Origin of the sequence: Variovorax cryoconiti (genome assembly GCF_051216395.1) — a bacterium.
GTDB lineage: Bacteria > Pseudomonadota > Gammaproteobacteria > Burkholderiales > Burkholderiaceae_C > Variovorax.
Genome location: NZ_JBPJZI010000002.1, coordinates 820,335 through 845,854, shown reverse-complemented (window position 1 = coordinate 845,854; position 25,520 = coordinate 820,335). Strand labels below are relative to the sequence as shown.

26 protein-coding genes are annotated in these 25,520 nt (G+C 69.7%); 19 read left to right on the top strand and 7 right to left on the bottom strand.

The features are described from left to right. Window positions 1-11 precede the first annotated feature (11 nt). A complete protein-coding gene (locus ACSFA2_RS08740) occupies window positions 12-986 on the top strand; it encodes a Bug family tripartite tricarboxylate transporter substrate binding protein (protein ID WP_435454913.1) in 975 nt (324 codons plus the stop codon). A gap of 7 nt (window positions 987-993) precedes the next feature. On the opposite strand, the gene ACSFA2_RS08735 is transcribed toward ACSFA2_RS08740, so the two are convergent. Further along, entirely contained in the window at window positions 994-2,007 is a 1,014-nt protein-coding gene (locus tag ACSFA2_RS08735; RefSeq protein WP_435454912.1) for an aldo/keto reductase, read from the bottom strand. A 34-nt stretch (window positions 2,008-2,041) separates the two neighbouring features. Continuing rightward, the gene (locus ACSFA2_RS08730) at window positions 2,042-3,127 is read right to left on the bottom strand and encodes an alkene reductase (RefSeq protein ID WP_435454911.1); all 1,086 of its coding nucleotides are present in this window, start codon (window positions 3,125-3,127) and stop codon (window positions 2,042-2,044) included. 152 nt (window positions 3,128-3,279) lie between these two features. On the opposite strand from ACSFA2_RS08730, the gene ACSFA2_RS08725 reads away from it, so the two are divergent. Next, complete coding sequence (locus ACSFA2_RS08725; protein ID WP_435454910.1) at window positions 3,280-4,191, top strand: LysR family transcriptional regulator; 912 nt, start codon at window positions 3,280-3,282, stop codon at window positions 4,189-4,191. 3 nt (window positions 4,192-4,194) lie between these two features. Here ACSFA2_RS08725 and ACSFA2_RS08720 read toward each other — a convergent pair whose 3' ends face one another. Together ACSFA2_RS08720 and ACSFA2_RS08715 are read right to left on the bottom strand one after the other, a co-directional pair. Next, window positions 4,195-4,452 carry a hypothetical protein gene (locus ACSFA2_RS08720; protein WP_435454909.1) on the bottom strand — a complete coding sequence of 86 codons (258 nt, stop codon included), beginning with the start codon at window positions 4,450-4,452 and terminating at the stop codon, window positions 4,195-4,197. 62 nt (window positions 4,453-4,514) lie between these two features. Then, window positions 4,515-6,209 (bottom strand): long-chain fatty acid--CoA ligase, encoded by a 1,695-nt coding sequence (locus ACSFA2_RS08715; protein WP_435454908.1) that lies wholly within the window; start codon window positions 6,207-6,209, stop codon window positions 4,515-4,517. A gap of 204 nt (window positions 6,210-6,413) precedes the next feature. On the opposite strand from ACSFA2_RS08715, the gene ACSFA2_RS08710 reads away from it, so the two are divergent. Next, entirely contained in the window at window positions 6,414-6,854 is a 441-nt protein-coding gene (locus ACSFA2_RS08710) for an OsmC family peroxiredoxin (protein ID WP_435454907.1), read from the top strand. A gap of 4 nt (window positions 6,855-6,858) precedes the next feature. On the opposite strand, the gene ACSFA2_RS08705 is transcribed toward ACSFA2_RS08710, so the two are convergent. After that, the gene (locus ACSFA2_RS08705) at window positions 6,859-8,646 is read right to left on the bottom strand and encodes a PAS-domain containing protein (RefSeq protein WP_435454906.1); all 1,788 of its coding nucleotides are present in this window, start codon (window positions 8,644-8,646) and stop codon (window positions 6,859-6,861) included. Between the two features lie 208 nt (window positions 8,647-8,854). Here ACSFA2_RS08705 and ACSFA2_RS08700 point away from each other — a divergent pair, with 208 nt between their 5' ends. The 10 genes from ACSFA2_RS08700 (at window position 8,855) to ACSFA2_RS08655 (ending at window position 17,330) form a co-directional block, all read left to right on the top strand. Next, window positions 8,855-9,664 (top strand): GntR family transcriptional regulator, encoded by an 810-nt coding sequence (locus tag ACSFA2_RS08700; protein WP_435454905.1) that lies wholly within the window; start codon window positions 8,855-8,857, stop codon window positions 9,662-9,664. Next, window positions 9,661-10,467 carry a transporter substrate-binding domain-containing protein gene (locus ACSFA2_RS08695; protein ID WP_435454904.1) on the top strand — a complete coding sequence of 269 codons (807 nt, stop codon included), beginning with the start codon at window positions 9,661-9,663 and terminating at the stop codon, window positions 10,465-10,467. Before ACSFA2_RS08700 ends, ACSFA2_RS08695 begins: the two co-directional genes overlap by 4 nt. Before the next feature lie 142 nt (window positions 10,468-10,609). After that, on the top strand, window positions 10,610-11,266 hold the full coding sequence (locus ACSFA2_RS08690; RefSeq protein WP_435454903.1) for an amino acid ABC transporter permease: 657 nt from the start codon (window positions 10,610-10,612) through the stop codon (window positions 11,264-11,266). A gap of 18 nt (window positions 11,267-11,284) precedes the next feature. Then, on the top strand, window positions 11,285-11,938 hold the full coding sequence (locus ACSFA2_RS08685) for an amino acid ABC transporter permease (RefSeq protein ID WP_435454902.1): 654 nt from the start codon (window positions 11,285-11,287) through the stop codon (window positions 11,936-11,938). Further along, window positions 11,922-12,722, top strand: a complete 801-nt coding sequence (locus ACSFA2_RS08680) for an amino acid ABC transporter ATP-binding protein (protein WP_435454901.1) — start codon at window positions 11,922-11,924, stop codon at window positions 12,720-12,722. The genes ACSFA2_RS08685 and ACSFA2_RS08680 overlap by 17 nt, the downstream gene beginning before the upstream one ends. A gap of 43 nt (window positions 12,723-12,765) precedes the next feature. Continuing rightward, window positions 12,766-13,659: a LysR family transcriptional regulator gene (locus ACSFA2_RS08675; protein WP_435454900.1), complete on the top strand. Its 894-nt coding sequence runs from the start codon at window positions 12,766-12,768 to the stop codon at window positions 13,657-13,659. 98 nt (window positions 13,660-13,757) lie between these two features. Further along, on the top strand, window positions 13,758-14,738 hold the full coding sequence (locus tag ACSFA2_RS08670; protein ID WP_435454899.1) for a Bug family tripartite tricarboxylate transporter substrate binding protein: 981 nt from the start codon (window positions 13,758-13,760) through the stop codon (window positions 14,736-14,738). Then, window positions 14,735-15,712, top strand: a complete 978-nt coding sequence (locus tag ACSFA2_RS08665) for a M14 family metallopeptidase (RefSeq protein WP_435454898.1) — start codon at window positions 14,735-14,737, stop codon at window positions 15,710-15,712. Before ACSFA2_RS08670 ends, ACSFA2_RS08665 begins: the two co-directional genes overlap by 4 nt. A 65-nt stretch (window positions 15,713-15,777) precedes the next feature. After that, a complete protein-coding gene (locus ACSFA2_RS08660) occupies window positions 15,778-16,359 on the top strand; it encodes a DUF1439 domain-containing protein (RefSeq protein ID WP_435454897.1) in 582 nt (193 codons plus the stop codon). Beyond that, on the top strand, window positions 16,356-17,330 hold the full coding sequence (locus tag ACSFA2_RS08655) for a glycerophosphodiester phosphodiesterase (RefSeq protein ID WP_435454896.1): 975 nt from the start codon (window positions 16,356-16,358) through the stop codon (window positions 17,328-17,330). Before ACSFA2_RS08660 ends, ACSFA2_RS08655 begins: the two co-directional genes overlap by 4 nt. Window positions 17,331-17,336: 6 nt before the next feature. Here ACSFA2_RS08655 and ACSFA2_RS08650 read toward each other — a convergent pair whose 3' ends face one another. Continuing rightward, entirely contained in the window at window positions 17,337-17,810 is a 474-nt protein-coding gene (locus ACSFA2_RS08650; protein ID WP_435454895.1) for a Cd(II)/Pb(II)-responsive transcriptional regulator, read from the bottom strand. A 73-nt stretch (window positions 17,811-17,883) separates the two neighbouring features. Here ACSFA2_RS08650 and ACSFA2_RS08645 point away from each other — a divergent pair, with 73 nt between their 5' ends. The 6 genes from ACSFA2_RS08645 (at window position 17,884) to ACSFA2_RS08620 (ending at window position 24,188) form a co-directional block, all read left to right on the top strand. Beyond that, window positions 17,884-19,944 (top strand): heavy metal translocating P-type ATPase, encoded by a 2,061-nt coding sequence (locus ACSFA2_RS08645; RefSeq protein ID WP_435454894.1) that lies wholly within the window; start codon window positions 17,884-17,886, stop codon window positions 19,942-19,944. Between the two features lie 9 nt (window positions 19,945-19,953). After that, a complete protein-coding gene (locus ACSFA2_RS08640) occupies window positions 19,954-20,373 on the top strand; it encodes a hypothetical protein (protein ID WP_435454893.1) in 420 nt (139 codons plus the stop codon). Between the two features lie 78 nt (window positions 20,374-20,451). Then, window positions 20,452-21,936 (top strand): TolC family protein, encoded by a 1,485-nt coding sequence (locus ACSFA2_RS08635; RefSeq protein WP_435454892.1) that lies wholly within the window; start codon window positions 20,452-20,454, stop codon window positions 21,934-21,936. Then, complete coding sequence (locus tag ACSFA2_RS08630) at window positions 21,936-23,318, top strand: multicopper oxidase family protein (RefSeq protein WP_435454891.1); 1,383 nt, start codon at window positions 21,936-21,938, stop codon at window positions 23,316-23,318. Before ACSFA2_RS08635 ends, ACSFA2_RS08630 begins: the two co-directional genes overlap by 1 nt. 31 nt (window positions 23,319-23,349) lie before the next feature. Then, complete coding sequence (locus tag ACSFA2_RS08625; protein WP_435454890.1) at window positions 23,350-23,844, top strand: cupredoxin domain-containing protein; 495 nt, start codon at window positions 23,350-23,352, stop codon at window positions 23,842-23,844. A 26-nt stretch (window positions 23,845-23,870) separates the two neighbouring features. Next, window positions 23,871-24,188, top strand: coding sequence for a copper-binding protein (locus ACSFA2_RS08620; RefSeq protein WP_435454889.1), 318 nt, complete (start codon window positions 23,871-23,873; stop codon window positions 24,186-24,188). A 3-nt stretch (window positions 24,189-24,191) separates the two neighbouring features. Here the strand turns inward: ACSFA2_RS08620 and ACSFA2_RS08615 are convergent, their stop codons facing one another. Further along, the gene (locus tag ACSFA2_RS08615) at window positions 24,192-25,514 is read right to left on the bottom strand and encodes an NAD(P)/FAD-dependent oxidoreductase (protein WP_435454888.1); all 1,323 of its coding nucleotides are present in this window, start codon (window positions 25,512-25,514) and stop codon (window positions 24,192-24,194) included. Between the last annotated feature and the right edge of the window lie 6 nt (window positions 25,515-25,520).

The window sequence follows — 25,520 nt, the reverse complement described above, 5'->3', positions numbered from 1 at the left end:
CAGGACGCTTGATGCACGCCTCGACCCGCCGCTCGTTCCTCGCCGCTGGCGCCGCCACCCTGGCCGTGCCGACCCTGCTGCACGCGCAGGATGCCTATCCCTCGCGGCCGCTGCGCATGGTGGTGCCCTTCCCGCCGGCCGGTGCCGCCGATTTCCTGGGTCGCACGGTCGGCGAACGGTTGTCACAGTCGCTGGGGCAGCAGGTGCTCGTCGAAAACCGCGCGGGCGCCGGCGGCAACATCGGCACGCAGGTTGCGGCACAAGGCGACCGCGAGGGCTACACGCTGCTGCTGACCGGCGTGCCCTTCGCGGTCAACCGCTTTCTCTTTCGCACGCTGCCCTTCGAGCCGGAGCGCGACTTCGAGCCCGTCGCGCTGATCGCCACGGTGCCCAACCTGATGATCGTGCCGGCCGACTCGCCCGCGAATACCGTCGACGAATTCATCGCCTACGCGCGCAAGCGGCCGGGCCAGGTCAACTTCGCATCGATCGGCAACGGCACCTCGCTGCACCTGGCCGGCGCGCAGTTCAGCAACACGACCCGGCTCGACATGGTGCACGTGCCCTACAAGGAAACCGGCACCGCCAACGCCGACCTGATGGCCGGCCGCGTCGACGTGATGTTCCAGACCATCTCCGCCGCCGCCGGCCTGGTGCGCGGCAACAAGGTGAAGGCGCTGGCCGTGACCAGCGACGTGCGCGTGGCGGCCTTCGCCAACGTGCCGACGCTGCGCGAGGCCGGCGTCGACCTCGTCACTGTCGGCTGGTTCGGCCTGCTGGTGCCGGCCAACGTGCCGGCCGCGCGCAAGGCGCTGCTCGAGAAGCAGGCGCTCGCGGCCATCGGCGACCCCGCCGTGTCGGCCCGCATCGCCGACAGCGGCTGCATCCCGCGCCCGTTGAACGGCAAGGACTTCGGCGCCTTCATCGCCGACGAGACGCGCCGGCTCGGCGAGGTGGTGCGCAGCGCCGGCATCGTCGCCAGTTGAGCGCGCGTCAGGCGTTGCCGGGCAGCGGCGCGTCCGGGTGGACCAGCCCTGCCGCCCGAAGCTCACGCCAGAAATCGATCGGCACCACCTCGTTCAGCGCCGACCGGTCTTCCGCGATGCGGCTCGGCTGGCTGGCCCCCGGAATGACGGCTGCCACGGCCGGATTGGCGAGCGAAAACTGCAGGCCGGCCGCCTTCATGCTGACGCCATGGCGATCGGCGATCGCCTTGATGCGCGCGACCTTGTCCAGGATGGCCGGCGTGGCCGGCGCGTATTCGAAGTTCGGGCCGCCGACCAGCGCGCCCGAGCTGTACGGGCCCCCCACGACGATGCCCAGCCCGCGTTCCACCACCTGCGGCATCACGCGTTGCAGCGCGCGCTCGTGGTCGAGCAAGGTGTAGCGGCCGGCGAGCAGGAAACCGTCGGGGCGCGGTGCGTCCAGCGCCAGCAGCAGCTCGATGGGCTCCACCCGGTTGACGCCCAGGCCCCAGGCCTTGATCACGCCCTCGTCGCGCAGCCGGTCGAGCGTCTTGAACGCCCCCTTGCGTGCGCTCTCGAACGCGCTGAGCCATTCGTCGCCGTAGAAATCCTGGGCGACGTCATGGACCCAGACGATCTCGATGCGATCCGTCTTCAGGCGCTTCAGACTGTCCTCGATCGATCGCAGCGTCGCGTCCGCCGAATAGTCGTTGACGATCTTGTTGGCGCGCCCGTGCTTGAAGACCTCGTCCTTCTCGCCCAGGTCGCGTGCACTCACGTCCTCCACCTCGTCGAGGATCAGGCGGCCGACCTTGGTGCTGATGACGTAGTCGTCGCGCGGTCGATCGGCCAGCGCCTCGCCCATGCGGATCTCCGCCAGCCCGGCGCCGTAGAAAGGCGCGTTGTCGAAGTAGCGGATGCCGTCGTTCCACGCGGCATCGACGGTCGCCCGGGCTTCGGCCTCGGGGATGTCGCGGAACATGTTGCCCAGCGGCGCCGTGCCGAAGCCCAGCTTGCCGGGGAGAAGATCCTTGAGTGCCATGGTGGGCTCCTTGTGTCGAGGGTGGAAAGGTCGGTCAGGCGCGGGCGAACTCGGTATAGCCTTGCGCGCCGCCGCCGAAGTAGGACGACGCGGGCGCGTCGAACAGCGGGGCATCGGTGCGCAGGCGCTCGACCAGGTCCGGGTTGCCGATGAAGGGCTTGCCGAAAGCGATCATGTCAGCCCGGCCCGAGGCTGTCGCGTCGAGGGCCTTCCGGCGGTCGTAGCCGTTGTTCGCGAGGTAGGCGCCGCCGAAGGCCGTACGCAGCGCGTCGCCGTCGAAGTCGCCGCCGCCGCCGTTGTTGCCATGGAGCTGCCCCTCGACCACATGCAGGTAGGCCAGCTCCATCTCGCCGAGCCGGCGGGCCAGGTAGGCATGCGTCTGCATCGGCGTGCTGTCCAGCGGCGTGTCGCCGATCGCGGTGGACAGCGGCGAGAGGCGCACGCCCACGCGGCCGGCGCCCCACACGCCGGCGACCGCCTCGACCACCTCCAGCGTCAGCCGGGCGCGGTTCTCGATGGAGCCGCCGTACCGGTCGTCGCGACGGTTGGTGCTGTCGCGCAGGAATTGCTCTAGCAGGTAGCCGTTGGCGGCATGCACCTCGACGCCGTCGAAGCCTGCGTCCCGGGCCCTGACGGCGGCCTGGCGGTAGTCCTCGACGATGCCCGCGATCTCGGCGGTTTCGAGCGCACGCGGCATCGACGGCGGCTCGAAGCCCTGCTCGGTGAACACGTTGCCGGCGGCACGCAGCGCCGAAGGCGCGACCGGTGCGGCGCCGTTCTCCTGCAGGCTGACGTGCGACATGCGCCCGACGTGCCACAGCTGCAGCACGATCCGGCCGCCAGCGTCGTGCACGGCATCGGTGACCTGTTTCCAGGCCGTCACCTGGGCGTCGGTGTGGATGCCGGGCGTGTAGGCGTAGCCGCGCGCCTGGCGCGAGATGTTGGTCGCCTCCGCGATGATCAGGCCGGCCGATGCGCGCTGCCGGTAGTACTCGATCGCCAGCGGCGACTGCACGCCGTCCATGCCGGCGCGCGACCGGGTGAGCGGCGCCATGGCGATGCGGTTCCTGACGTCGATGGCACCCAGTCGGGTGGGCGAGAAGAGAGCTTCGGTAGACATGGCGATTTCCTTTCGTTCGATGCGATGCAGGGGGAGCGGGAGGCCGTCGGACCCCCGACGGCTTGCTGGGGTGAGGCTGAGTTTGGGCGCCCGGCATCCATTCATCAAATTTATTTGTTGAATTTCAGATATGCATCCAGCAATATGACTGGATGCGCTACGACCTGAACCTGCTCCCCGTTTTCCTGGCGCTGATGGAGGAGCGCAACGTGACCCGGGCCGCCACCCGGCTGGGCATCACGCAGCCCGCGCTGTCGAATGCGCTGACGCGCCTGCGCACGATGCTGCAGGACCCGCTCTTCATCCGCGAGCGCTACGGCATGCAGCCGACGCAGAAGGCCCAGGAGCTGGCGCCGACGATCGCCGCGGCGCTGGCGAGCCTGGACGACCTGATCCTCGGGCAGCAGGCCTTCGACCCGGCGAAGGCGACGCAGCGGCTCACCCTGGCGCCCAACAGCTATGTCGAATTCGTCCTCATGCCCGCCCTGGTGGCGCGCCTGCGCGAACAGGCGCCGGGCATCGGCCTTCGGCTCACGCCCTATGGCTCGGACGTGGTCGAAACCGGCGTGATGTCCGGATCGACGGCACTGGTGGTCGGCCGCATCGTCGATCCGCCGGACAACCTGATCGTCCAGCACCTGATGGACGACGGCCTCTCATGCATCGTGCGGGCCGACCATCCGACGATCGGCGAGAAGATCTCGCGCCGGCAGTACGAGCAGCTCAGGCATGTGAACATGCTGCCGCCCGGTCGCCTGCGCGTGGGCCTGTTCCAGGCGCTGGAAAGCCAGGGGCTGCGGCGGGAGGTGGCGGTGTCGGTGACGCATTTCCTGGCCGTCGCGGAAATGGTCGCGGTGACGGACTACTGCGCCACGCTGCCCAACCTGATCTGCCGCCGCCTCGCCGGCGATCCGCGCCTGAAGGTGCTGCCGGCGCCGGTCGACCTCGGTACCTTCCCCGTGGAAATGGGCTGGCACGTGCGGTATCGCCACGACCCGGCGCACCGCTGGCTGCGCACCCTGATCGCGGAGGTGGCGCAGCAGGTGTCGGCCGCCGCGCCCTAGGGTCTAGGCGTCCGCGGCGGGCTCGGAGCTCGACTCGACGATCCGGACCCGCCGCACGACGAGTTCGTCGATCTCCAGCCGCCGGATGCGGGCCCTGCCGATGGAGAGTCGGCCGATGGCCAGGGCGCCGATGGCCACGGCACCGACCGCCAGGGCCGCCATGCCGAGCGATCCGAGGGCCATGGTGCCGATGGCCTGCGCACCCGTCGCGGCGGCGGGCGCGGTCCTGGTGCGCAGGGTCTTGTGCTTGAGTTTCATCATGCCGGGCGATTCTTCCGCAGGCTGGCGCAGCGCACAACGGCCCCGCCGCCGGGGCGGCGCGTTCAGGCCGCGCTCGTTTCCTTCTCCTGCAGCAGCCGCCACATCACCTTGCCCGCGCCGCTCTTGGGCAGTGCGTCGACGAACTGCACCTGGCGCGGGATCTTGTAGACCGCCATGTTCTCGCGGCACCAGTCGATGATCTGCTGCTCGGTCGTGTCCTGGTGCGTCGGCCGCAACACCACCACGGCCTTGACCGACTCGCCGCGGTACGCGTCCTTGGTGCCGATGACGCAGGCTTCCTGGATCGCCGGGTTCTTGAACATCAGCAATTCGACCTCGGCCGGCCAGACCTTGAAGCCGCTGGCATTGATCATCCGCTTGAGCCGGTCGGTCATGAAGAAGTAACCGTCCTCGTCGACCCGGCCCATGTCGCCGGTGCGGAAGTAGCGCTTGCCGTCGAAGTCGACGAAGGCCGCGGCCGTGGCGTCCGGTCGCTTCCAGTAGCCCTGGAAGACCTCGGGGCCACAGGTGATGATCTCGCCGGATTCGCCCACCGCCAGTTCCTTGAGCGTGTCCGGGTCGACCACGCGCGAATCGCTGCTCATGTAGGGGATGCCCAGGCACTGCTGCTTCGGGTGGTCGAAGGGCTGGGCATGCGAAGGCGCGGCGGTTTCGGTCAGGCCGTAGCCTTCCTGGTAGCGCAGGCCATATTGCTCGAACAGGCGCTGCGCCACCGCCTGCGGCATCGCCGCGCCGCCGCCACCGATGTAGGTCAGGCTACTGAGGTCGAAGCTGGCGAAGTTGGGGCTGCCCATCAGATCGATCACCATCGTCGGGATGTTGGTCCAGCTCGTGACCTTGCGCAGCGAGATCAGGCGCCCCGCCACTTCGCGGTCCCAGCGCGGCATGATGACCATGGTCGCGCCCGAATAGATCGAGGTGTGCATCATGCTCACCACGCCGGTGATGTGGAACATCGGCACCACGGCCAGCACCACCGCCTCCTGCGAGACCGCTCCCCACAGCTGGCCCGCGACCGCGTTGTGCATCAGGCTCGAATGGTGATGGATGCAACCCTTGGGCAGACCGGTGGTGCCGCTGGTGTAGGGCAGCAGCGCCATGTCGTCGGCGCCCACGACGTGGTCGGGCGGCGCATGGCCCGCATCCAGCGCGTCCTGCCAGTGCATGACGCTGCCGCCCGCCAGGGTGGGCAACGGGTGGCGCGTGAGCAGCCAGTCGCGCCAGGCTGGCGCGGGCGATTCGTCGCCGGTCACGTCCGCGTCGAAGGCATCGGTGAACTGCGTGACGATCAGGTGCGACAGCCGCTGCGCCGGCTCGAGCGCGTCGCTGGCCTTGGCGAGCTCGGGCGCGAGGTCGCCGGTCGTGAGGGCGACCTTGGCGTCGGGGTCGACGATGTAGTGCTTGAGCTCCTCGGCCCGATTCATCGGGTTGACCGGCACGACCACAGCGTTGGCACGGAGGATCGCGAAATGGGCGATGACCAGCTGCGGGCAGTTCTGCATGTCGAGCACCACCCGGTCGCCGCGCTGCACGCCCAGCGCATGCAGCGTGCCCGCCAGGCGTTCCGCGCGCGCCACCAGCTCCCGGTAGCTCACGACCGTGCCGAAGAAGACCAGCGCGGCCTTGTCCGGATAGCGCGCGGCGGTGGTGGCGAGGTTGTGCCACAGCGAGGTCGCCGGCACGGTGATGGCATGGGGCAGGCGCTTGGGCCAGAACTTGTGATGCGGACGGTCCATGGAGTCTCCAGACGAGAGCCGCCAAGGGTACGACGCGCGGAGGGGGAAGCTCATGGGGGAAGCCCCGAAGCCGTCGCGCAGGCGACGCAGCGCAAGCCCCGCCTCCAACGGGGGAGCCGATTCGCGCCCCAGGCCGACAGACCGAGCGGCCGCTTCGCCCTAAAAGAAAGGCCTTTTCACGGGATCACACCCAAGGAGTTCCTCATGGCAGCAGACAAAAAGGCAAGCGTTCACTGGGAAGGCGCCGGCAAGACCGGCCAGGGCAAGATCAGCACCGAGACCGGTGCGCTCAAGGACTATCCTTACGGCTTCGCGAGCCGCTTCGGCGACGACCGCACCGGCACCAACCCGGAGGAGATCGTGGGCGCGGCCCATGCCGCCTGCCTGACCATGGCCTTCGCCTTCGCGCTGGAGGCTGAAGGCCTGGCCGCCACGGCCATCGACACGCGCGCCGCCGTGCGGCTGGCCAAGGACGGCGCGGGCTTCAAGATCGACCGCATCGTGCTGGAACTCGACGCCAGCATTCCCGGCATCGACGAGGCGAAGTTCCAGGCCATCGCCGCCGCCGCCAAGGCCGGGTGCCCCCTGTCGAAGGCGCTGGCCAGCGTGCCGGAAGTCACCCTGAAGGCGACGCTGAAGACCTGAGTCCTCAGCCTCGGACCACCGGCGCGCCGCGCGCATACAGCTGCACGCTGGCCGCGTCGTTCGCCTTGGCGGCGTACATCGCGCTGTCGGCGTGCCGCATGAGCAGTTCGGCCTCATCGCCCGCCTCGGGGAACATCGCGATGCCGATCGATGCGCGAAGGCTCAGCGCATGGCCCTCGACCTCCATCGGCACCGCAAGCGCTGTCAGCAGGCGCTCGGCCAGGTCCCGCGCCGCCGGCGCTTCGTGGACGCAGTACTGCAGCACCGCGAACTCGTCGCCTCCCAGGCGGGCCAGGACCTCGCCGTTCTCGGCGCTCTGCCGCATGCGGTCGGCCACCATCGCCAGCACCTTGTCACCCACGGCGTGGCCGAACCGGTCGTTGATCGGCTTGAAGTTGTCGATGTCGATGTAGTGGACCGCAAAGGGTGCCGCGCCCAGGCGCCCTGCGTGCACGGCCTCCGTCAGGCTCTCCAGAAACACCTCGCGGTTCACCAGCGAGGTGAGGCTGTCGTGGCGCGCCAGGTGCCGGATGCGGGCCTCGCTGCGGCGACGGTCGCTGATGTCGGTGTAGGTGCGGACCACGCCGCCGCCTTCGATCGGCACGCTGAAGATCTCGATCACGCGCCCATCGGGCCGTGGCCGCTCGTAGCGCTGCGACGTCTCGAGGATGCCGCCGGCCCGGATGAAATCCAGCACGTCCGAGGGCGTGTGGGAGAACTCGCCCCGGGCGATCTGGAAGTCGAGCACCGCCTGGAAGGACGGCCGCGACGCCATCAGGTCTTCCGGCAGGTCGAGCAACTGCATCGCGCGGCGGTTGCACACCTCGACCACGCGCTCCGCGTTGACCATCATGATGCCCTGCTCCATCCGCTCCAGCGTCGCCTCGAGCAGCGCCGACTTCTGGCGCAGCAGCCCTTCGCTTTCGCGCGCGCGGCGCTCGGCGGCCAGCAGTTGCTGCTGCTGGCGCTTGAGCACGGTGATGTCCACGTGCGCGACGACGCTGCGTCCGTTGGGGCCGCGCTGGATCACGACGCGGCACCAACGTGCCTGCGGCAGCGGCACCTCGAAGGGTGCGCCGGCAAAGCGCATGTTCTCCTCGAGCACGAGCAGGCCTTGCTCGAACTGGGGGTGCTCCTCCGGCGAGGCATCCGACCAGGCCAGGCGATAGACCACCTCGAAACTCAAGCCCCGCGCGGCCTGCCTGTCCGACAGGCCATAGAGACGAACGAAGGGCTCGTTGACCCAGGCGATGCTCTGGTCGGGCTCCGTGACCATGAAACCGTCGGCCACATGGTCGAACAGTGCGGCACTGTCGAGGTCGGCCAGTTCCGAGAAAGCGCTCGCCGCCACAAGGTGGCCGCCGTTGGACTCGTCACGCCACAGGCGGATGCGCCCGATGCCTGGCAGCGGCAGGGAAGCCACCCGCAACTGGCGCCCGTCGTGGTTGAAGACAAAGGGCTGCTGCTGGGCCTGATGACGCGCGACGCCCTCCGCGACGTAGCGCTCGATGGCCGGCCTCTCGCGGTCGTCGAGCCGCTTGCCATAGAAGCGGCGCAGGTTCTCGGAGTAATGCTCACCGACGCGAATCGCCCCCGCGTGCTCGGGAAAGAACTGGAGGAAGCTGCGGTTCCACAGCAGCGTGGCATCGGCCGTGTCGAACAGGCAGCAAGCGATGCCCAGGCCGTCGAGCGCCTCGGCCAGAGGCCGCAACAGATCCAACGCGGCGGCGGCCGCCTGGAAGGGGGCCGGCTGGAGATCGACGCTCGTCGGGAGGCCATCGCGCTGCTGCATGCGGAGTCGGGGGCTCTGTTGTAGTGCGTGGATTCTGCCTGCGAACGGCCCCGCCACAGCGGCACGCCCCACACGCCCGTTCGCTACGCCTCCCTGGTGCGGTGCGACAAGCGCACACAAACGAGGCCGGCGCACCGTGAAGTTGCTCACCGGCTTGGTGCGCACATCTTGCATACCAGCAGGCACGGAAACTGCTCCTGCTTCAGGCATGTCCATCTCCGCATCCGAAATCAGTGCACGCATCGTCGAAGCGGTGATGGCGCGCAAACTGGCGCCCGGCTCGCGCCTGGGCGAACAGCAGCTCGCCATGCTGTTCGACTGCAGCCGCACCATCGTGCGCGAGGCCCTGACCCGCCTGGCCGCGCGCGGCATCGTCACCGTCTCGGCCCGCCGCGGCTGGTTCGTCATCGAGCCGTCGGAAGACGAAGCGCGTGAGGCTTTCGAGGCCCGCCGCGTGATCGAGGTCGGCCTGATCCGCAGCGCCGGCAGCGTCGACAAGGTGGCACTGCGCCGCCTGAAGCTGCATCTGCAGCGCGAGAAGGCCGCCATCAAGGACAGCGACGTGGGCGCGCGGAGCTTTCTGCTGGGCGACTTCCACGTCTGCCTGGCCGAGTGCCTGGGCAACAACCTGCTGGCCGACACGCTGCGCGACTTCACCGCGCGCACCACGTTGATCGCCATGCTCTACCAGTCGACGCACGACGCCGCGCAATCGTGCGACGACCATGTGCGCATCGTCGAAGCACTGGCCCGCGGCGACGCCGCGACGGCCGAAGCACTGATGGCCGAACACATCGGAACGGTGCATTCCGCCCTGCGCCAGCAGACCCAGAACGACCCGCTCGCGCACCTGCGCGATGCACTGGCCCCGCTTCAGGGCGCGCCCTCGGGCGACAAGCCTAAGGCACAGGTCTTGCATACAAGCAAGGCTGCGAAAGCCAAGGCGGCCCGCAAGACGCCCGCCAAGCCCGCCACCCCTTCCGACGATTCATCGACTTACCTAGGAGCCTTGTTATGAAGTGCGTTCTCACCCTCTCCAAGCGCCAGTTCGCCCTGCTGGCGCTGGCCTCTTCTGCCCTGTTCGCCGCCAGCGGCGCGCACGCCCAGGCGGCGCTGGACAACATCCTGAAGTCCAAGACCCTCAAGGTCGCCGTGCCCACCGACTACCCGCCCTACGGCTCGGTCGACAAGACGATGACGCCGGTCGGCCTCGACATCGAGATGGCACAGCTCATCGCCGCCAAGCTCGGCGTGAAGGTCGAACTGGTGCCGGTCACCAGCGCCAACCGCATTCCCTACCTGCAGACCAGGAAGGCCGATCTCGTGATCTCCACGCTGGGCAAGAACGCCGAGCGCGAGAAGGTCATCGATTTCTCGTCCGCCTACGCCCCCTTCTTCCAGGCCGTGTACGCCGCCAAGAGCCTGAAGCTCACCAGCTTCGCCGACATGGCCGGCAAGACCGTGGCCGTGACGCGCGGCGCGATGGAAGACCAGGAACTGAACAAGGTGGCGCCGCCGAACGTCGACTACCGCCGCTTCGAGGACAACAACGCGACCATCGCCGCCTTCGTGGCCGGCCAGACGCAGACCGTCGCGACCAGCGCCGCGGTGGCGGCCGACATGCTCGCCAAGAACCCGAAGGTCAGCGCCGAGTACAAGCTGCTGCTCAAGGACAGCCCGTGCTTCGTGGGCATCTCCAAGAACGAGACGGCGCTGAAGGCCAAGGTCAACGAGATCATCGCCGCCGCCAAGAAGGACGGCACGCTCGACAAGATGTCGATGAAGTGGCTGGGTAAAGCAGCCGGCGACCTTCCGGTCTGAGGCTCCCCCCGAAGCGGCTCACTTCGTGTAGCCGCCTCCCCCTCGAGGGGGCAACACCAGTGGCCCGGCGAAGCCGGTTCCACGGTGTTCCTGGAATGAATGCCAGCGTGGCTGGACCGCACTTCGTGATCGGAGAACTCACATGGAATTCGACTTCGGCGCCGTTCTGGTCGACTGGCGGCTGCTCGCCAAGGGCATCGCATGGACCGTGGGCCTGACGGCCATCGCCACGCTCATCGGCATGGTGCTGGGCGTGGCCTGCGCCTGGGCCCGCTCCAGCGGGCCGGCCTGGCTGCGCTGGGTGGTGGGCACCTACGTGGAGCTGATCCGCAACACGCCCTTCATCGTCCAGCTCTTCTTCATCTTCTTCGGGCTGCCGGCCGCGGGCGTCAAGCTCACACCCGAGACGGCCTCGATCATCGCGATGGTGGCCAACCTCGGCGCCTACGCCACCGAGATCATCCGCGCCGGCATCGAGGCCACGCCCAAGGGGCAGATCGAGGCCGCGGTGAGCCTGGCGCTCAACCGCATGCAGGTGTTCCTGCGCGTGGTGCTGCCGCCCGCGCTCAAGAAGGTCTGGCCCGCCATGGTGAGCCAGATCATCATCGTGATGCTCGGCTCGGCGGTGTGCAGCCAGATCTCGGTGGAAGACCTGAGCTACGCGGCCAACCTGATCCAGAGCCGCAACTTCCGCGCGTTCGAGGCCTTCATCATCGCCACGCTGATCTACCTGGCGCTGTCGGTCGGCCTGCGCCGCCTGCTCAACTGGGCCGGCCCCCGGCTCTTCTTCGGGCGCTAAGCCCCAGGGACCCACGCCATGAACGACTTCTCTCTCTGGGACATCCTGCGCAACCTGCTGATGGCCCTGCGCTGGACCGTGGTGCTCTCGCTGATCGCCTTCGTCGGCGGCGGGCTGGTCGGCGGGCTGCTGCTCTTCCTGCGGCTGCGCGCGGGCAAGTGGCTCGACCGTGCGATCGGCACCTACGTCCAGCTGTTCCAAGGCACGCCGCTGCTGATGCAGCTCTTCCTTGCCTACTTCGGCATCGCGCTGATGGGCATCGAAGTGTCGGCCTGGACCGCTGCGACTGTGGCGCTCACGCTCTACACCAGCGCCTTTCTCACCGAGATCTGGCGCGGCTGCGTCGCCTCGATCCCCAAGGGCCAGTGGGAAGCGTCGGGCAGCCTGGCCATGACCTTCGGCGAGCAGATGCGCCACGTGATCCTGCCGCAGGCGGTGAAGATCGCGACCGCGCCCACCGTCGGCTTCCTGGTGCAGGTGGTCAAGGGCACGGCGCTGGCGTCGGTGATCGGCTTCGTGGAGCTCACCAAGGCCGGCAGCATGATCTCCAACGCCACCTTCCAGCCCTTCGTGGTCTTCAGTTGCGTCGCGCTGATGTACTTCGCACTGTGTTTCCCCATCAGTCTCTTCGCCAAACATCTCGAGAGGAAGACCCATGTCCGCCGTGCTTGATCCGTCAACTTCCACACCCGCCATCGGCGGTGCCCATGTCGTCGCCGGTGCACCCATCGTGCAGATCACGGCGCTGCGCAAGTCCTACGGGACCAACGAGGTGCTCAAGGGCATCGACCTGACCGTCAAGCGTGGCGAGGTGATCGCCATCATCGGCAAGAGCGGTTCGGGCAAAAGCACGCTCTTGCGCTGCATCAACGGGCTGGAGGTGTTCCAGGAGGGCTCGCTCTCGGTGGACAACAAGCCGCTGCTGCACGAGAGCGCGATGGCCATGCGCGAGCTGCGCCAGCGCGTGGGCATGATCTTCCAGGGCTTCAACCTCTTCCCGCACCTCACGGTGGGCAAGAACGTGATGCTCGCGCCCACGCTGGTGAAGAAGCGCGGCCAGGTCGAGGCCGCGGCACAGGCGCGCAAGCTGCTCGCGCGCGTCGGTCTGGCCGAGAAATTCGACGCCATGCCCGACCAGCTCTCGGGCGGCCAGCAACAGCGCGTGGCCATTGCGCGCGCGCTGGCGATGGAACCGGCCGTGCTGCTGTGCGACGAGATCACCTCCGCCCTCGACCCCGAACTGGTGGGCGAGGTGCTGCGCGTGGTCGAGTCGCTGGCCGACGAAGGCATGACGCTCCTGATGGTCACCCACGAGATGAGCTTCGCCCGCAAGGTCGGCGACCGCGTGATCTTCATGCACCAGGGCCGCGTCCACGAGATGGGGCCGCCGGCCGAGTTGTTCAGCAATCCCCAGACGCCGGAGCTCAAGCAGTTCCTGTCGTCGCTGCACGACTGACCGCCGCTCCGGCCCTCCGGCTGCCGGCCGGAGAATCCACGCCATGCAACTCAAGTGGATGGAAGACTTCATCGTGCTGGCGCAGACCCGCAGCTTCACGCGCGCGGCCGAACTTCGCCATGTCACGCACCCGGCCTTCGGCCGCCGCATCCGCGCGCTGGAGTCGTGGGCCGGAACGGCACTGGTCGAGCGCGGCAGTTCGCCGGTGGCGCTGACGCCCGCCGGCGAGAGCTTCCTGGAAAACGCCACGCAGGTGGTGCGGGGTGTCGAAGGCTCGCGCGAGGAAATGCGCAGCGTTGCCGGCCGCCAGGCGCGCACGGTGACGGTGGCCACCGGCCGCACCCTGGCGCGCACGGTGCTGGCCGACGCGCTGGTGCGGCTGCAACCCGTGCTGCGGCAGGGCGAGGTGCGGGTGCTGACCGGCGCGCTGGCCGAGATCGTTCGCATGCTCGAACACAACGAGGTGGACTTCTCGTTGATCTTTCATCACGCCGCGCTCACCTTCCGGCTCGACGGGCGGCAGTTCGCGCATGCGACGGTCGCTTCCGACAAGCTGGTGCCGGTGTCCCGCACCGATGCACGCGGCGTTGCGCTCCATGGCTTCGACCTGCCCGGCGACGTGCCCTTCCTGTCGTATGCGCGCACGCTGGCCATGGGCCGCATGGTGGAAGACCTGCTCGTGAACAACGCACAGGCGCCGCGCCTGAAGCGCCATATCGAATGCGATTCGGCCGACGCGCTCTATGAATACGTGCTCCGCGGCCTGGGGGTCGCCTGGCTGCCCTGGTCGATGGTGCAGGCCGATTGCAAGGCCGGCCGGCTGATCGCCGTGGGCGGGCGGCGCCTGGAGATCCGCTTCGAGGTGCGGCTGTACCGGCCCAAGCGCCGGCTGGGCGAACTGGCCGAGGCCGTCTGGCAGGCCATGACACCGCGTTGACCAGGCCCCAATCGGCACTGGATCGTGCTGGGACGGCACCACGACGGGCGGCCGGGATTCGCAGAATTCGCGCAGTCCCACCCAACGAGGTCACCCTGATGCGTCTTTCCCGTACCCTCTCTTCCTGCCTCACCCTGGCCCTGTGTGGCCTGGCCTGGTCGACCACCGGCGCTGCCCTGGCCGACGTGTATCCGAGCAAGCCCATCACCCTGGTGATCGGCTACCCGCCAGGCGGCTCCACCGACCTGACCGGGCGCGCGCTGGGCCTGGAGCTGTCGCAGCGCCTGGGTGTGCCGGTGGTCATCGAGAACGTGGGCGGTGCCGGCGGCGCCATCGGCGCCCAGAAGGTGGCCAATGCCGCGCCCGACGGCTACACGCTGCTGGTCGGCGCCAACAACGAGGTGGCGATCAGCCGGCTGGTCAACCCCAGCGTGCGCTATGAGCTGAAGGACTTCACGCCCATCGGCCTGGTCGCGTCGCAACCGCTGGTCCTGGTCGCCTCGCCAGCGGCCGGCGTGAAGAATGCCAACGAGCTGCTGGCGCTGCTGAAGAAGAACCCCGGCAAGTTCAGCTATGGCAGTTCCGGCGTGGGCACCTCGCTGCACCTGGCAGGCGAAATGGTCAAGCAGCAAGGCGGCGTGTTCATGACGCATGTGCCGTACCGCGGTGTGGCCCCGCTCACCAACGACCTGCTGGGCGGCAACATCGAGTTCGGCATGTTCGTGCTCTCCAGCGCCCTGCCCTACATCCGCAACGGCAAGATGGTGGCGCTGGGCACCACCGAGGCGAAGCGCTCGGCCATCACGCCGGACCTGCCCGCGCTCGGCGAGAGCCCTGCCCTGAAGGGCTTGGACATCGGCGTCTGGTTCGCCCTGCTGGGGCCGGCCAAGTTGCCCGAGCCGGTGCAGGCCCGCCTCAAGAAGGCGCTGGCCGAGATCCTGCAATCCCCCGACTTCCGCAAGAAGATGGAGGCCAGCAGTTCGGTCGTCCCGGCGGTGCCGGTGGACCTCGACCGCTTCCTGGTCTCGGAGACCGTCAAGTACCAGAAGATCGTCCAGTTCGCGAACATCAAGGAATGAGCGTGCCCCTATCGACATTCGACCTCCCCGCCCCCGACCTGTCGGCCTGGCGGGCCGGCAACACCGGCACCGAAGGCGTCTGGCGCTTCGACGCGGACGCGGGCGGCCGCCACGTGATGATCTCTGCGCTGGTCCACGGCAACGAGGTCTGCGGCGCCTGGGCCTTGAAGGGCCTGCTGGAAGCCGGCGTGCGGCCGGAACGCGGCAGCCTGACGCTGGCCTTCTGCAACCTCGAGGCCTTCGATCGCTTCGACCCCGCCGACCATGACGCCTCGCGCTTCGTCGACGAAGACCTCAACCGCCAGTGGTCGGCCGATCGGATCGTCGAAGGCGGCACGCGCGAACGCCGCCGCGCCGCTGCGCTGCAGCTGCATCTCGCACAGGCCGACTGGCTGCTCGATCTGCATTCGATGCACGAGCCTTCCCCGCCGCTGACGCTCACCGGCCCGCTGCCGCGCAATCTCGCGCTGGCGCGGCAGTTGCGCAGTCCGGAACACGTCGTCATCGACGCCGGCCACCAGGACGGCGTCCGCATGCGCGACTTCGGCCGCTTCGGTGCGCCCGATGCCGACCCGACGAACGATGCGCTGGCCCTGCTGGTCGAATGCGGCTTCCACGGCGCCCTGGCCAGCCGTACCGTGGCGCAGGACCAGTGCGCACGGTTCCTGCGCGCCGCCGGCACGCTTGACGACGCAGCCATCACGCAGCAGCTGGACGGTTGGCTGCAACCGGACGCCCCGCGCCAGTGGGCGTTGGACGTGACCGGCCCGGTGGTCGCGCGCAGCGCGGAGTTCCGCTTTGCCCAGCCCTTCACCGGCCTGGAAGTCATCCCACAGGCGGGCACCGTGATCGGCTGGAACGACGGCGAGCCGGTCACCACGCCTTACGACGACTGCGTGTTGGTGATGCCCTCCACCCGCCAGGCACGCGCGGGCGTGACGGTCGTGCGCTACGCCCGCCGACGGGCCCTCTGACGACAGCGCCTGCAGCGACTTCGGACGGCCGGGGAATCTTTGGACTGTGGCAAGCTCTGAAGGCTATGCACCTCCACGCCAAGCCCCTTGCCTCTCGCCGCCAGGCGCTGCGCGCTTTGCTGGGCGTTGCCGCTTTGCACGCCCCCTTTGCCGCCCTGGCCGGCTTCAACTTCTTCACCAGCGAATACACCATCGGCCGCGACGAGCTACAGGCGCAGATCGCCAAGCGCTTCCCGGTGCGTCAGCGCTATGCCGAGCTGTTCTCGGTGGCCCTGCGCGACCCAAGGCTGGTGCTCGATGCGGCCGGCAACCGCGCGGCCATCACGGCATTGATGACCATCGGCAGCCCGCTGATCCAGCCGTCGAGCGTCGAAGGCATCGTGTCGGTGAGCAGTGCGTTGAAGTACGACGTGCCGACGCTGACGCTGCGGCTGCACGACCCGCGCGCCGAGCGCATCGAACTGCAGGGCCTGAACGGCCGCGATGCCGAACGGCTGCAGCAGATCGGCGGCCTGGTGGCGCAGGAGCTGCTGCGCGACTACCCGCTGCGCACCTTCAAGCCTGAGGAGCTGACCGTCGGCCGGAAGACCTACGAGATCGGTGACATCACCGTGCAACAGGACGACATCAAAGTGGCGCTCAAATGAAGCGCACACGGGCCGTCTTCGGCGCGGCGCTGATGGCGCTCGCGCTCACGGCTGCACACGCCTTCGACCTCCAGGCGCACCGTGGCGGCCGGGGCCTCTGGCCCGAGAACACGCTGCAGGCCTTCGACCAGGCCATCACGCTCGGCGTGACGACGCTCGAACTGGACATCGCGCTGACGGCCGACGACATGGTCGTGGTGTCGCACGACATGGCGCTCAACCCGGACCACACGCGCGACGCCACCGGCGCCTGGCTGCCCGCCACCGGCCCGCTGGTCCGATCTCTCACGCTGGCCCAGCTGCAGACCTACGACGTGGGCCGACTGCAACCAGGCCGCCAGTACGCGCAGCAGTTCGCGGCGCAGGCGCCGAAGGACGGCGAACGCATCCCGACCCTCGCTGCGGTGTTCGCGCTGGTCAAGGAGCGCCGCGCCCACGCGGTGCGCTTCAACATCGAGACCAAGCTGGACCCGACCCGCCCCGACGACAGCGCGTCGCCCGAAGCGATGGTGCGCGCGCTGCTGGCCGAGATCGACAAGGCCGGCATGGCGCAGCGCGTAACGATTCAGAGCTTCGACTGGCGTTCACTCGCACTCGTCGGCCAGCTGGCGCCGCAGATGCCGCGGGCCTACCTCACGACCGCGCGCACGCTCAAGGACAGCCGGTGGACGGCGGGGCTGAATGCCGCGGACTTCGGCTCCACACCGCAATTGGTGAAGGCCGCGGCCGGCGCCACGCCGGGCCCCGTCGTGTGGTCGCCCGCCGGCAACACGGTCACCGCCATGGCGGTGAAGGAAGCGCAGGCCCTGAGCTTTCAGGTGATTCCCTGGACCATCAACACGCGCACCGACATGGCGAATCTGATGGGCCTGGGCGTCGACGGACTGATCAGCGACTTCCCCGACCTGCTGCGCACGGAAGTGCGCGAACGCGGCCTGCCGCTGCCGCTGCCGGCCAGCCCGGTCAACTAGCGGCGATCAGACGTGCCGCGTGGCCGACGTGCCGCGCTCGCCGCGCAGCGGCTGCGCATCGGCCCGTGCGTGCAGCGACTCGATGATGTGGCATTGCGCATCGCTGCCATCGCAGCTGTTGCGCAGCGCAAGCAGGTCTTTCTCCAGGGCCCGCAGTTCGCGCAGCCGCTCGCGCACATGGCCCAGGTGCGCGTCGAGCGCGACGCAGGCGGCGTCGCAATCGGTCTTGCTGCGCAGGTCGAGCCCGAGCAGGGTGCGCACCTCGTCGAGCGACATGTCCATCGCCCGGCACAGGCGGATGAAGCGCAGCGTGTGCACGTCGGCGTCGCTGTAGAGCCGGTAGCTGTTGTCGCCGCGGCCCTGCGGCGCCATCAGGCCCTGCTTCTCGTAGTAGCGGATATTGGCAGCGCTCACGCCGCTGGCGTGCGCAGCCTCGCCGATGCGGAAACCCTCCGCGGCGCGCGGCATTGCAACAGACATGGCTTGACCTTCAAGTGACTTCAACGTTTCCAATCGTGGCACATCTTCAGAAATGAGAAAGCGCACGCCCCGAATGTCCCAGGAACACACCGCCGCCACGACCCCGCCACAGCGACCGGTCAGAGACGCGGCCGACTGCGAAAGCTGCTGCGGCGCCCCGGTGCGCTTGCGCCCCGCCAGCGCGCCGGCCGCACCCGCGCATGGCGAGGCGGGACACGACCACGACCACGCACATGACGAGGCCGGCGGCGACGGGCACGACCATGGCCCGCTGCCCGCGTTGCCACGCATCATCGCTGCGCTGGTCGTCGCGGTGCTGGCCGAGCTGGGCCACCTGCTGCTGCCCGAGACCACCGTGGGCCGCATCGGCGGCATGGTGCTCGCGGCGCTGGCCATCGCGCTGGCCGGCACCGGCATCTACCGCAGCGGCCTCAAGTCGCTGCTGCGCGGCAAGCTGGGCATCGACGCGCTGATGGCGGTAGCGGTCACCGGCGCCTTCCTCATCGGCCAGTGGCCGGAGGCGGCGATGGTCATGGCACTCTACGCCGTGGCCGAATTCATCGAACACAAGGCGGCCGACCGCGCGCGCAACGCCATCGGCGGCCTGATGGCGCTGGCGCCGGACGAAGCCGAGGTGCGTGGCGCCGACGGTGCCTGGCAGCGCGTGGCGGCACGCAGCGTCGCGGTCGATGCGGTGGTGCGCATCCGCCCCGGCGAGCGCGTGCCGCTCGACGGCGTGGTGACCGCCGGCAGCAGCGCGGTCGACCAGGCGAGCGTCACCGGCGAAAGCATCCCGGTGGACAAGGCCGTCGGCGATGCGATCTTTGCCGCCACGGTCAACCAGACCGGCGAGCTCGAGATGCGCGTGACCGCGGCGGCCGGGCACACCACGCTCGATCGCATCATCGAATCGGTCGAGCAAGCCCAGGCCTCGCGCGCGCCCACCCAGCGCTTCGTCGAGCGCTTCGCCGCGGTCTACACGCCGACCGTGTTCGCCCTGGCCCTCGCAGTGGCCGTGCTGCCGCCGCTGCTGCTCGACTGGGCCTGGTTGGACGCGATCTACAAGGCGCTGGTGCTGCTGGTCATCGCCTGCCCCTGCGCGCTGGTGATCTCGACGCCGGTGACGGTGGTGAGCGGCCTCACCGCCGCGGCGCGGCGCGGCATCCTGATCAAGGGCGGCACGCACCTCGAGGGCGCGCGCAAGCTGCGCGCGGTGGCGCTCGACAAGACCGGCACGCTGACCGAAGGCAAGCCCGCGCTGGTCGCCTTTCAGGCCTGGGGCGATGCGGACGAGGCGCAGGCACGCAGCGCCGCGGGCAGCCTCGCTGCGCGCTCCGACCACCCCGTCTCGAAGGCAATCGCGGCGGGCATCGATCTGCCACGCGAGGACGTGGCGGACGTGCGTGCCCTGGCCGGGCGCGGCACCGAAGGCCGCATCGGCGGACGCACGCTGGTGCTCGGCAACCTGCGGCTGATCGACGAGCGCGGCCTGCGCAGCGATGCGCTGGTGCAGGCCTTGGCGGAACACGAACGGCAAGGCCGCACGGTGACGCTGCTGGCCGACGAACACGCCGTGCTCGGCCTCTTCGCGGTGGCCGACACCGTCAAACCCGGTTCGCGCCAGGCCGTGGCAGACTTGAAGGCGCTGGGCGTGACACCCGTGATGCTGACCGGCGACAACGCCCTCACCGCCCGCGCGGTGGCCGATGCCGCCGGCATCGACGACGCGCGTGGCGACCTGCTGCCCGAGGACAAGCTCCAGGCCGTGCAGGCCATGCGCCAGCGCTACGGCATGACCGGCATGACCGGCGACGGCATCAACGATGCACCCGCGCTGGCGCAGGCCGACATCGGCTTCGCGATGGGCGCCGCCGGCACCGACATCGCGATGGAAGCGGCTGACGTGGTGATCATGAACGACGACCTCGGCCGCATCGCCGAGACCATCCGCCTGTCGCGCCGCACGCACACGGTGCTGTGGCAGAACATCTCGCTCGCGCTGGGCATCAAGGTGGTGTTCTTCGCACTCGCCGTGGCCGGCAGCGCGACCATGTGGATGGCGGTGTTCGCGGACATGGGGGCCAGCCTGCTGGTGGTGGCGAACGGCTTGAGGCTGCTGCGCGCCCGGCTCTAGAATCGCCCCATGCGTCTGCTGGTGCTCGTTCTTGCCATCGTCCTGCTGCCCCTGCGCGGCTGGCTGGGTGACGCCATGATGCTCGCGCCGGTGCAGCAGGCCACGGTCGGCCACGCGATGCATGCCATGGCGGACGGCGCCGTGACGACACTCACAGCGCACACACTGCACACCACGCCCTCGGCCGACGCTCACGACATGCATGCAGCCCATGCCGCAATGGACCTCGATGCCACGCACGACGCACCCGACAGCGGCCATGGCGCGCACACCACCTGCGACACCTGCCAGTTCTGCCATTCCGTCGCGGTGACGGCCTGGCCCGAGGTGCCCATGCCGGCCGCAGCGCCGGCCCATGCGCCGGTCGCCGGCGTCATGCGCTTCGCCAGCGCCGAAGCGGTCCCAGGCTTCAAGCCGCCCATTTCCTGATCTCCCTGCCAGTAGTCCGTCCGCAGTTCGCCCGTTGGAGGTGGCATGCGGCCGTTTCCTCGCTCGTGGAGATCCACCGTGACCCTTGTTCATCGCCCCTTCCGGGGCCGGCCGCGCCGTTCTGACGGCGGCCTTCGTCTTCCTTTCACGCATCGTGCGGCGGCCGCCGCGCTTGCGCTCGTTCTGGCCGCTTGCGCGAGCGTCTCGCCCGACGGTGGCGAGCGCGACGTGCAGGCGCTCGTCGCGCGCAACCCCATCGTCGGCGACGCCACGCCACGCCGCGCACCCGACGACGCCAGCCGGCAGACCGTCGACGCGCTGCTGCTGCAGCCGATCGACGCGCAGGCCGCCGTGCGCATCGCACTGGCCAACGGCCCGCGCATGCAGGAGGCCTTCGCGACGCTGCAGCTGAGCGACGCCGACCGCGCGCTGGCCGCGTCGCTGCCCAACCCGGTGTTCGCCTTCGGCCGTCTGCGAGAAGGGCGCGAACTGGAGCTGGACCGCGCGCTGAGCTTCAACGTGCTGGGCCTGCTCACCCTGCCCTGGCAGGCCCGCTGGGCCGGCCAGCGCCACGAGGTCGCCAAGCTGCAGGCAGCGCAGAGCGTGCTGCAACTGGCCGCCGACACCCGCCGCGCCTGGGTGCGCGCGGTGGCGACGCAGCAGGCGGTGATCTACCTGCGCGACGCCAAGGCCGCGGCCGAAGCCGGTGCCGACCTGGCGCAGCGCATGGCGCAGGTCGGCAACTGGAGCGCGCTGCAGCGCACGCGCGAACAGCTGTTGCTGGCCGACGCGTCCGCGCAACTGGCACGCGCCGAACAAGCCGCGCTCGCCAGCCGCGAACAGCTCACCCGCCTGATGGGCCTGACCGACGCGCAATCGACGTACCGCCTGCCCGACCGTCTGCCGCCGCTACCGGCGTCGATGCCCACGCTGACGGACGTGCAGGCGAGCGCGCTGCGCGACCGGCTTGACGTGCGTGCCGTGCAGGCGCAGGCCTCGGCCACCGCCGATTCGCTCGGCCTCACGAAGGCCACGCGCTTCGTCGATGCGCTGGAGATCGGGGCGGTGCGCAACACCACCTTCGAGAACGACGCCGACGGCGGTCGAAGCACGCAGCGCGGTGTCGAGCTGGCGCTGCCGATCCCGCTCTTCGACTGGGGACTGGCGCGCAACGCCCGCGCCGAGGCGCTCTACGGCCAGTCGGCCGCCCGCGTGCGCGCCACCGGCCTGCAGGCCGCGAGCGAGGCGCGCGAAGCCTACGGCGGCTGGCGCAGCGCGTGGGCCGTGGCGCACCGTTACCAGACCGAGGTGCTGCCGCTTCGCCGGACGGTCAACGACGAGATGCTGCTGCGCTACAACGGCATGCTCGCGAGCGTGTGGGAACTGCTCGCCGAGACGCGCGCCAGCATGCTTGCGGTGAACGCGGCCATGGACGCGCAGCGCGACTTCTGGCTGGCCGACACCGACCTGCAACTCGCGCTCACCGGCAGTTCGCCCGCAGGCCTGAGCGCCTTGCAAAGCGCCGGCGACAGCGCCGCCGCCACCTCTGCAGGAGCCCACTGATGGACCGCCGCCACTTCTTCACCGGCGCGGCCACGGCGGTCGCTGCCGCCAGCGTCAGCCGCGTCGCGCTCGCCGCGCTGCCCGACGCGCACACGCAGTCGTCGACCGCCACCGCCGCGCCGCTGCTGCCGCCTGATGGCCGCCCCTACAACCCGGTCGTCACGCTCAACGGCTGGACGCTGCCCTGGCGCATGAACGGCAACGTCAAGGAATTCCACCTGGTCGCCGAACCGGTCGTGCGTGAGATGGCGCCGGGCTTCAAGGTCAACATGTGGGGCTACAACGGCCAGTCGCCCGGCCCGACCATCGAGGTGGTCGAGGGCGACCGCGTGCGCATCTTCGTGACCAACAAGCTGCCCGAGCACACGACCGTGCACTGGCACGGCCAGCGCCTGCCCAACGGCATGGACGGCGTCGGCGGCATCACGCAGCCGCAGATCCCGCCGGGCAAGACCTTCGTCTACGAGTTCGTCGCGCGCCGGCCCGGCACCTTCATGTACCACCCGCATGCGGACGAGATGACGCAGATGGCGATGGGCATGATGGGCTTCTGGGTGACGCACCCGAAGGCGCGGCATCCGCTGATCGCCGAGGTGCAGCGCGACTTCTGCTTCCTGCTTGGCAGCTTCGACGTCGAACCCGGCAGTGCGACGCCCAAGGTCAACACCATGACCGACTTCAACACCTGGGCCTTCAACAGCCGCGTGTTCCCCGGCATCGACTCGCTCAACGTGCGCCGCGGCGACCGGGTGCGCATCCGCGTGGGCAACCTCACGATGACGAACCACCCGATCCACCTGCACGGCCACGAGTTCGAGGTGACCGGCACCGACGGCGGCCCGGTGCCGAAGACGGCACGCTGGCCCGAGGTGACGACCGACGTGGCGGTCGGCCAGATGCGCCAGGTCGAGTTCATCGCCGACGAGGAAGGCGACTGGGCGCTGCACTGCCACAAGAGCCATCACACGATGGGGCCGATGGGCCACGACGTGCCGACCATGATCGGCGTCGACCACCGCGGCATCGCCGAGAAGATCCAGAAGCTGGTGCCCGACTACATGGTGATGGGCGACAAGGGCATGGCCGACATGGGCGCGATGGAGATGCCGCTGCCCGACAACACCTTGCCGATGATGGCCGGCCAGGGCCCCTTCGGCCCCGCCGAGATGGGCGGCATGTTCACGCTGCTGAAGGTGCGACGCGACCAGCGGCCCGGCGACTACCGCGACCCCGGCTGGTTCAGGCACCCGGCCGGCACGGTGGCGCGCGCGGTGCCCGGGGACAGCGCGCCGCCCGCAACGTCGCCGGCTGTGCCGCCCTCCGTGGGAGCTCCTGACGCCAGCGTGCGCAAGCCCTCCGGCCATGGCGGCCACGCGCATTGAACCCTCCTCACTTCTTCTCGAAAGATTCCACATGAAGCTCTTCCGAACCCTCGTCGCCAGTGCCCTGCTCGCAGCGCCGGCCTTTGTCCTGGCGCATGAAGCGCACACGCCCCGTGCCGCGCAGGCCGCGCTGCCGCCCGAACAGCAGGCCTGGGGCATCGCCGGCGAAGCCCGGGCCGTGCGCCGCACCATCGACATCGCCATGACCGACGACATGCGCTTTACCCCATCGGTGATCGAACTGCGCGAAGGCGACACCGTTCGCCTGCGCCTGCGCAACCGCGGCAAGGAACTGCACGAACTGGTGCTCGGCACCCGCGCGACCATCGACGCGCACGCCGAGCAAATGAAGAAGCACCCGACCATGGAGCACGACGACCCGTGGATGGCGCATGTGAAAGCCGGCCGCACGGGCGAGCTGGTGTGGCGCTTCAACCGTCCCGGCGACTTCGACTTCGCCTGCCTGGTCGGCGACCACTACGAACTCGGCATGGCCGGGCGCGTGCGTGTGCTGCCCGCCCGATGAACCCGCCGATCGATAGGGAGTCCCTCATGAAAAGACGCACACTTCTGCGCCATACGCCCTTCGCCCCGCTCGCCTTCGGCCTGGCCACCCTGCCCCTCGCCGCCTTCGCCCAGGCGCCGTTGCCCCTGGTCGACGGCGAGGTGCGCAAGGTCGACACCGAGCAGCAGAAGATCACGCTGCGCCATGGCGAGATTCCCAACATCGACATGAGCCCGATGACGATGGTGTTCCGCGTGAAGGAGCCCGCCCTGCTCACGCAGGTTCAGGCGGGCGACAAGGTGCGGTTCACCGCCGACAAGGTCGACGGCGCGCTCACGGTGATGACGATCGAGCCGGCGAACTGAGCCTCAAGCCGCGGCGCCCCTGCGGCCGAAGCGCTGCGGGTCGAAGGGCGCCAGCGGCGTCTCCGGCGTCTGGCCGGCGAGCAGCTGCGCCGCCAGCCGGCCGGTGCGGGCCGAACCGCCCAGCCCGACATGGCCGTGGCCGAAGGCCAGCACCACGTCGGGCGTCGCAGCCGCCGGCCCGATGCAGGGCAGGCCGTCGGGCATGCTCGGCCGATGGCCCAACCAGTGGCGCACGCCGGCGACCTGTACGTCGCGCGGCAAGGCAGGGAACATCGAGCGCAGGTGGCGATACAGGATGTCGGCACGGCGCCAGTCGGGCGCCGCATCGAGCCCGCCGATCTCCACCTGGCCCGCGGCGCGCAGGCCGCCGTCCATCCAGTGCGCGATCAACTTGCCATCGGCCGCCATCATCGGCGTGCGCGGACCGACCCCGGGCGCGCCGACCATCACGTGGTAGCCGCGCTCCGACTCCAGCGGCACCGGCGAGCCCGCCGCACGCGCGAGCCCGGCCGAGTGCGCGCCGGCGCAGATGGCCGCCGCGTCGCAGGCGATCTCGCCCTGGTCGGTCCGCACGCCCCGCAGCCGGCCGCCCTCGATGCGGAAGCCCGTGGCGCGCGCCACCACGTGCTGTGCGCCCAGCCGCCCGGTATGGCGCGCGAGTGCCGCCACGTAGGCGCCCGGATCCCGGCAGTGCCCGGCCTCCGCCACGAAGATGCCCAGCGTGTAGCGCTCGTCGAGGTCGGGCTCGTGCGCGCGCAGTTGCGCCGCATCCCACTGCACCCAGCGCACCCCCGTGCGCTCGCGCACGCGCCACCCCAGCGCATCGCCCATGAACTCGGCCTGCGAGCGATAGACGTGCAGCAGCCCGCGGTGTTCGATCAGCTGCGGCACGCCGGCTTCGCGCGCGAGGTGCTGGTGCAGCTGCGGCGCATCGACGAGCAAGGTGCGCAAGGCATCGGCGGTGCGCTGCACCCGTGCCTCGGTCCCCCCCGACAGCAGATAGCGCAGCAGCCAGGGCGCAGCACGCGGCAGGTGGCGCCAGCGCACCGCCAGCGGACCGAGCGGGTCGGCCAGCCAGCCCGGCACCTTGCGCCAGGCGCCCGGCAAGGCCGGCGGCACGACCGAATGGGAGGACAGCCAGCCGGCATTGCCGTAGCTGGTGGCGTGCTCGGCGCCGGGCTCGCCGGGCTCGATCACGGTGACGCGCAGTCCCGCGCGCAGGGCTTCGATGGCGGTTGCACTGCCGACCGCACCGGCGCCGATGACGGCGACATGGCGCCCGGCTTCCGGGGATCGATGGCGCTCTGAATGTTCACGTACCTGCATCACGCC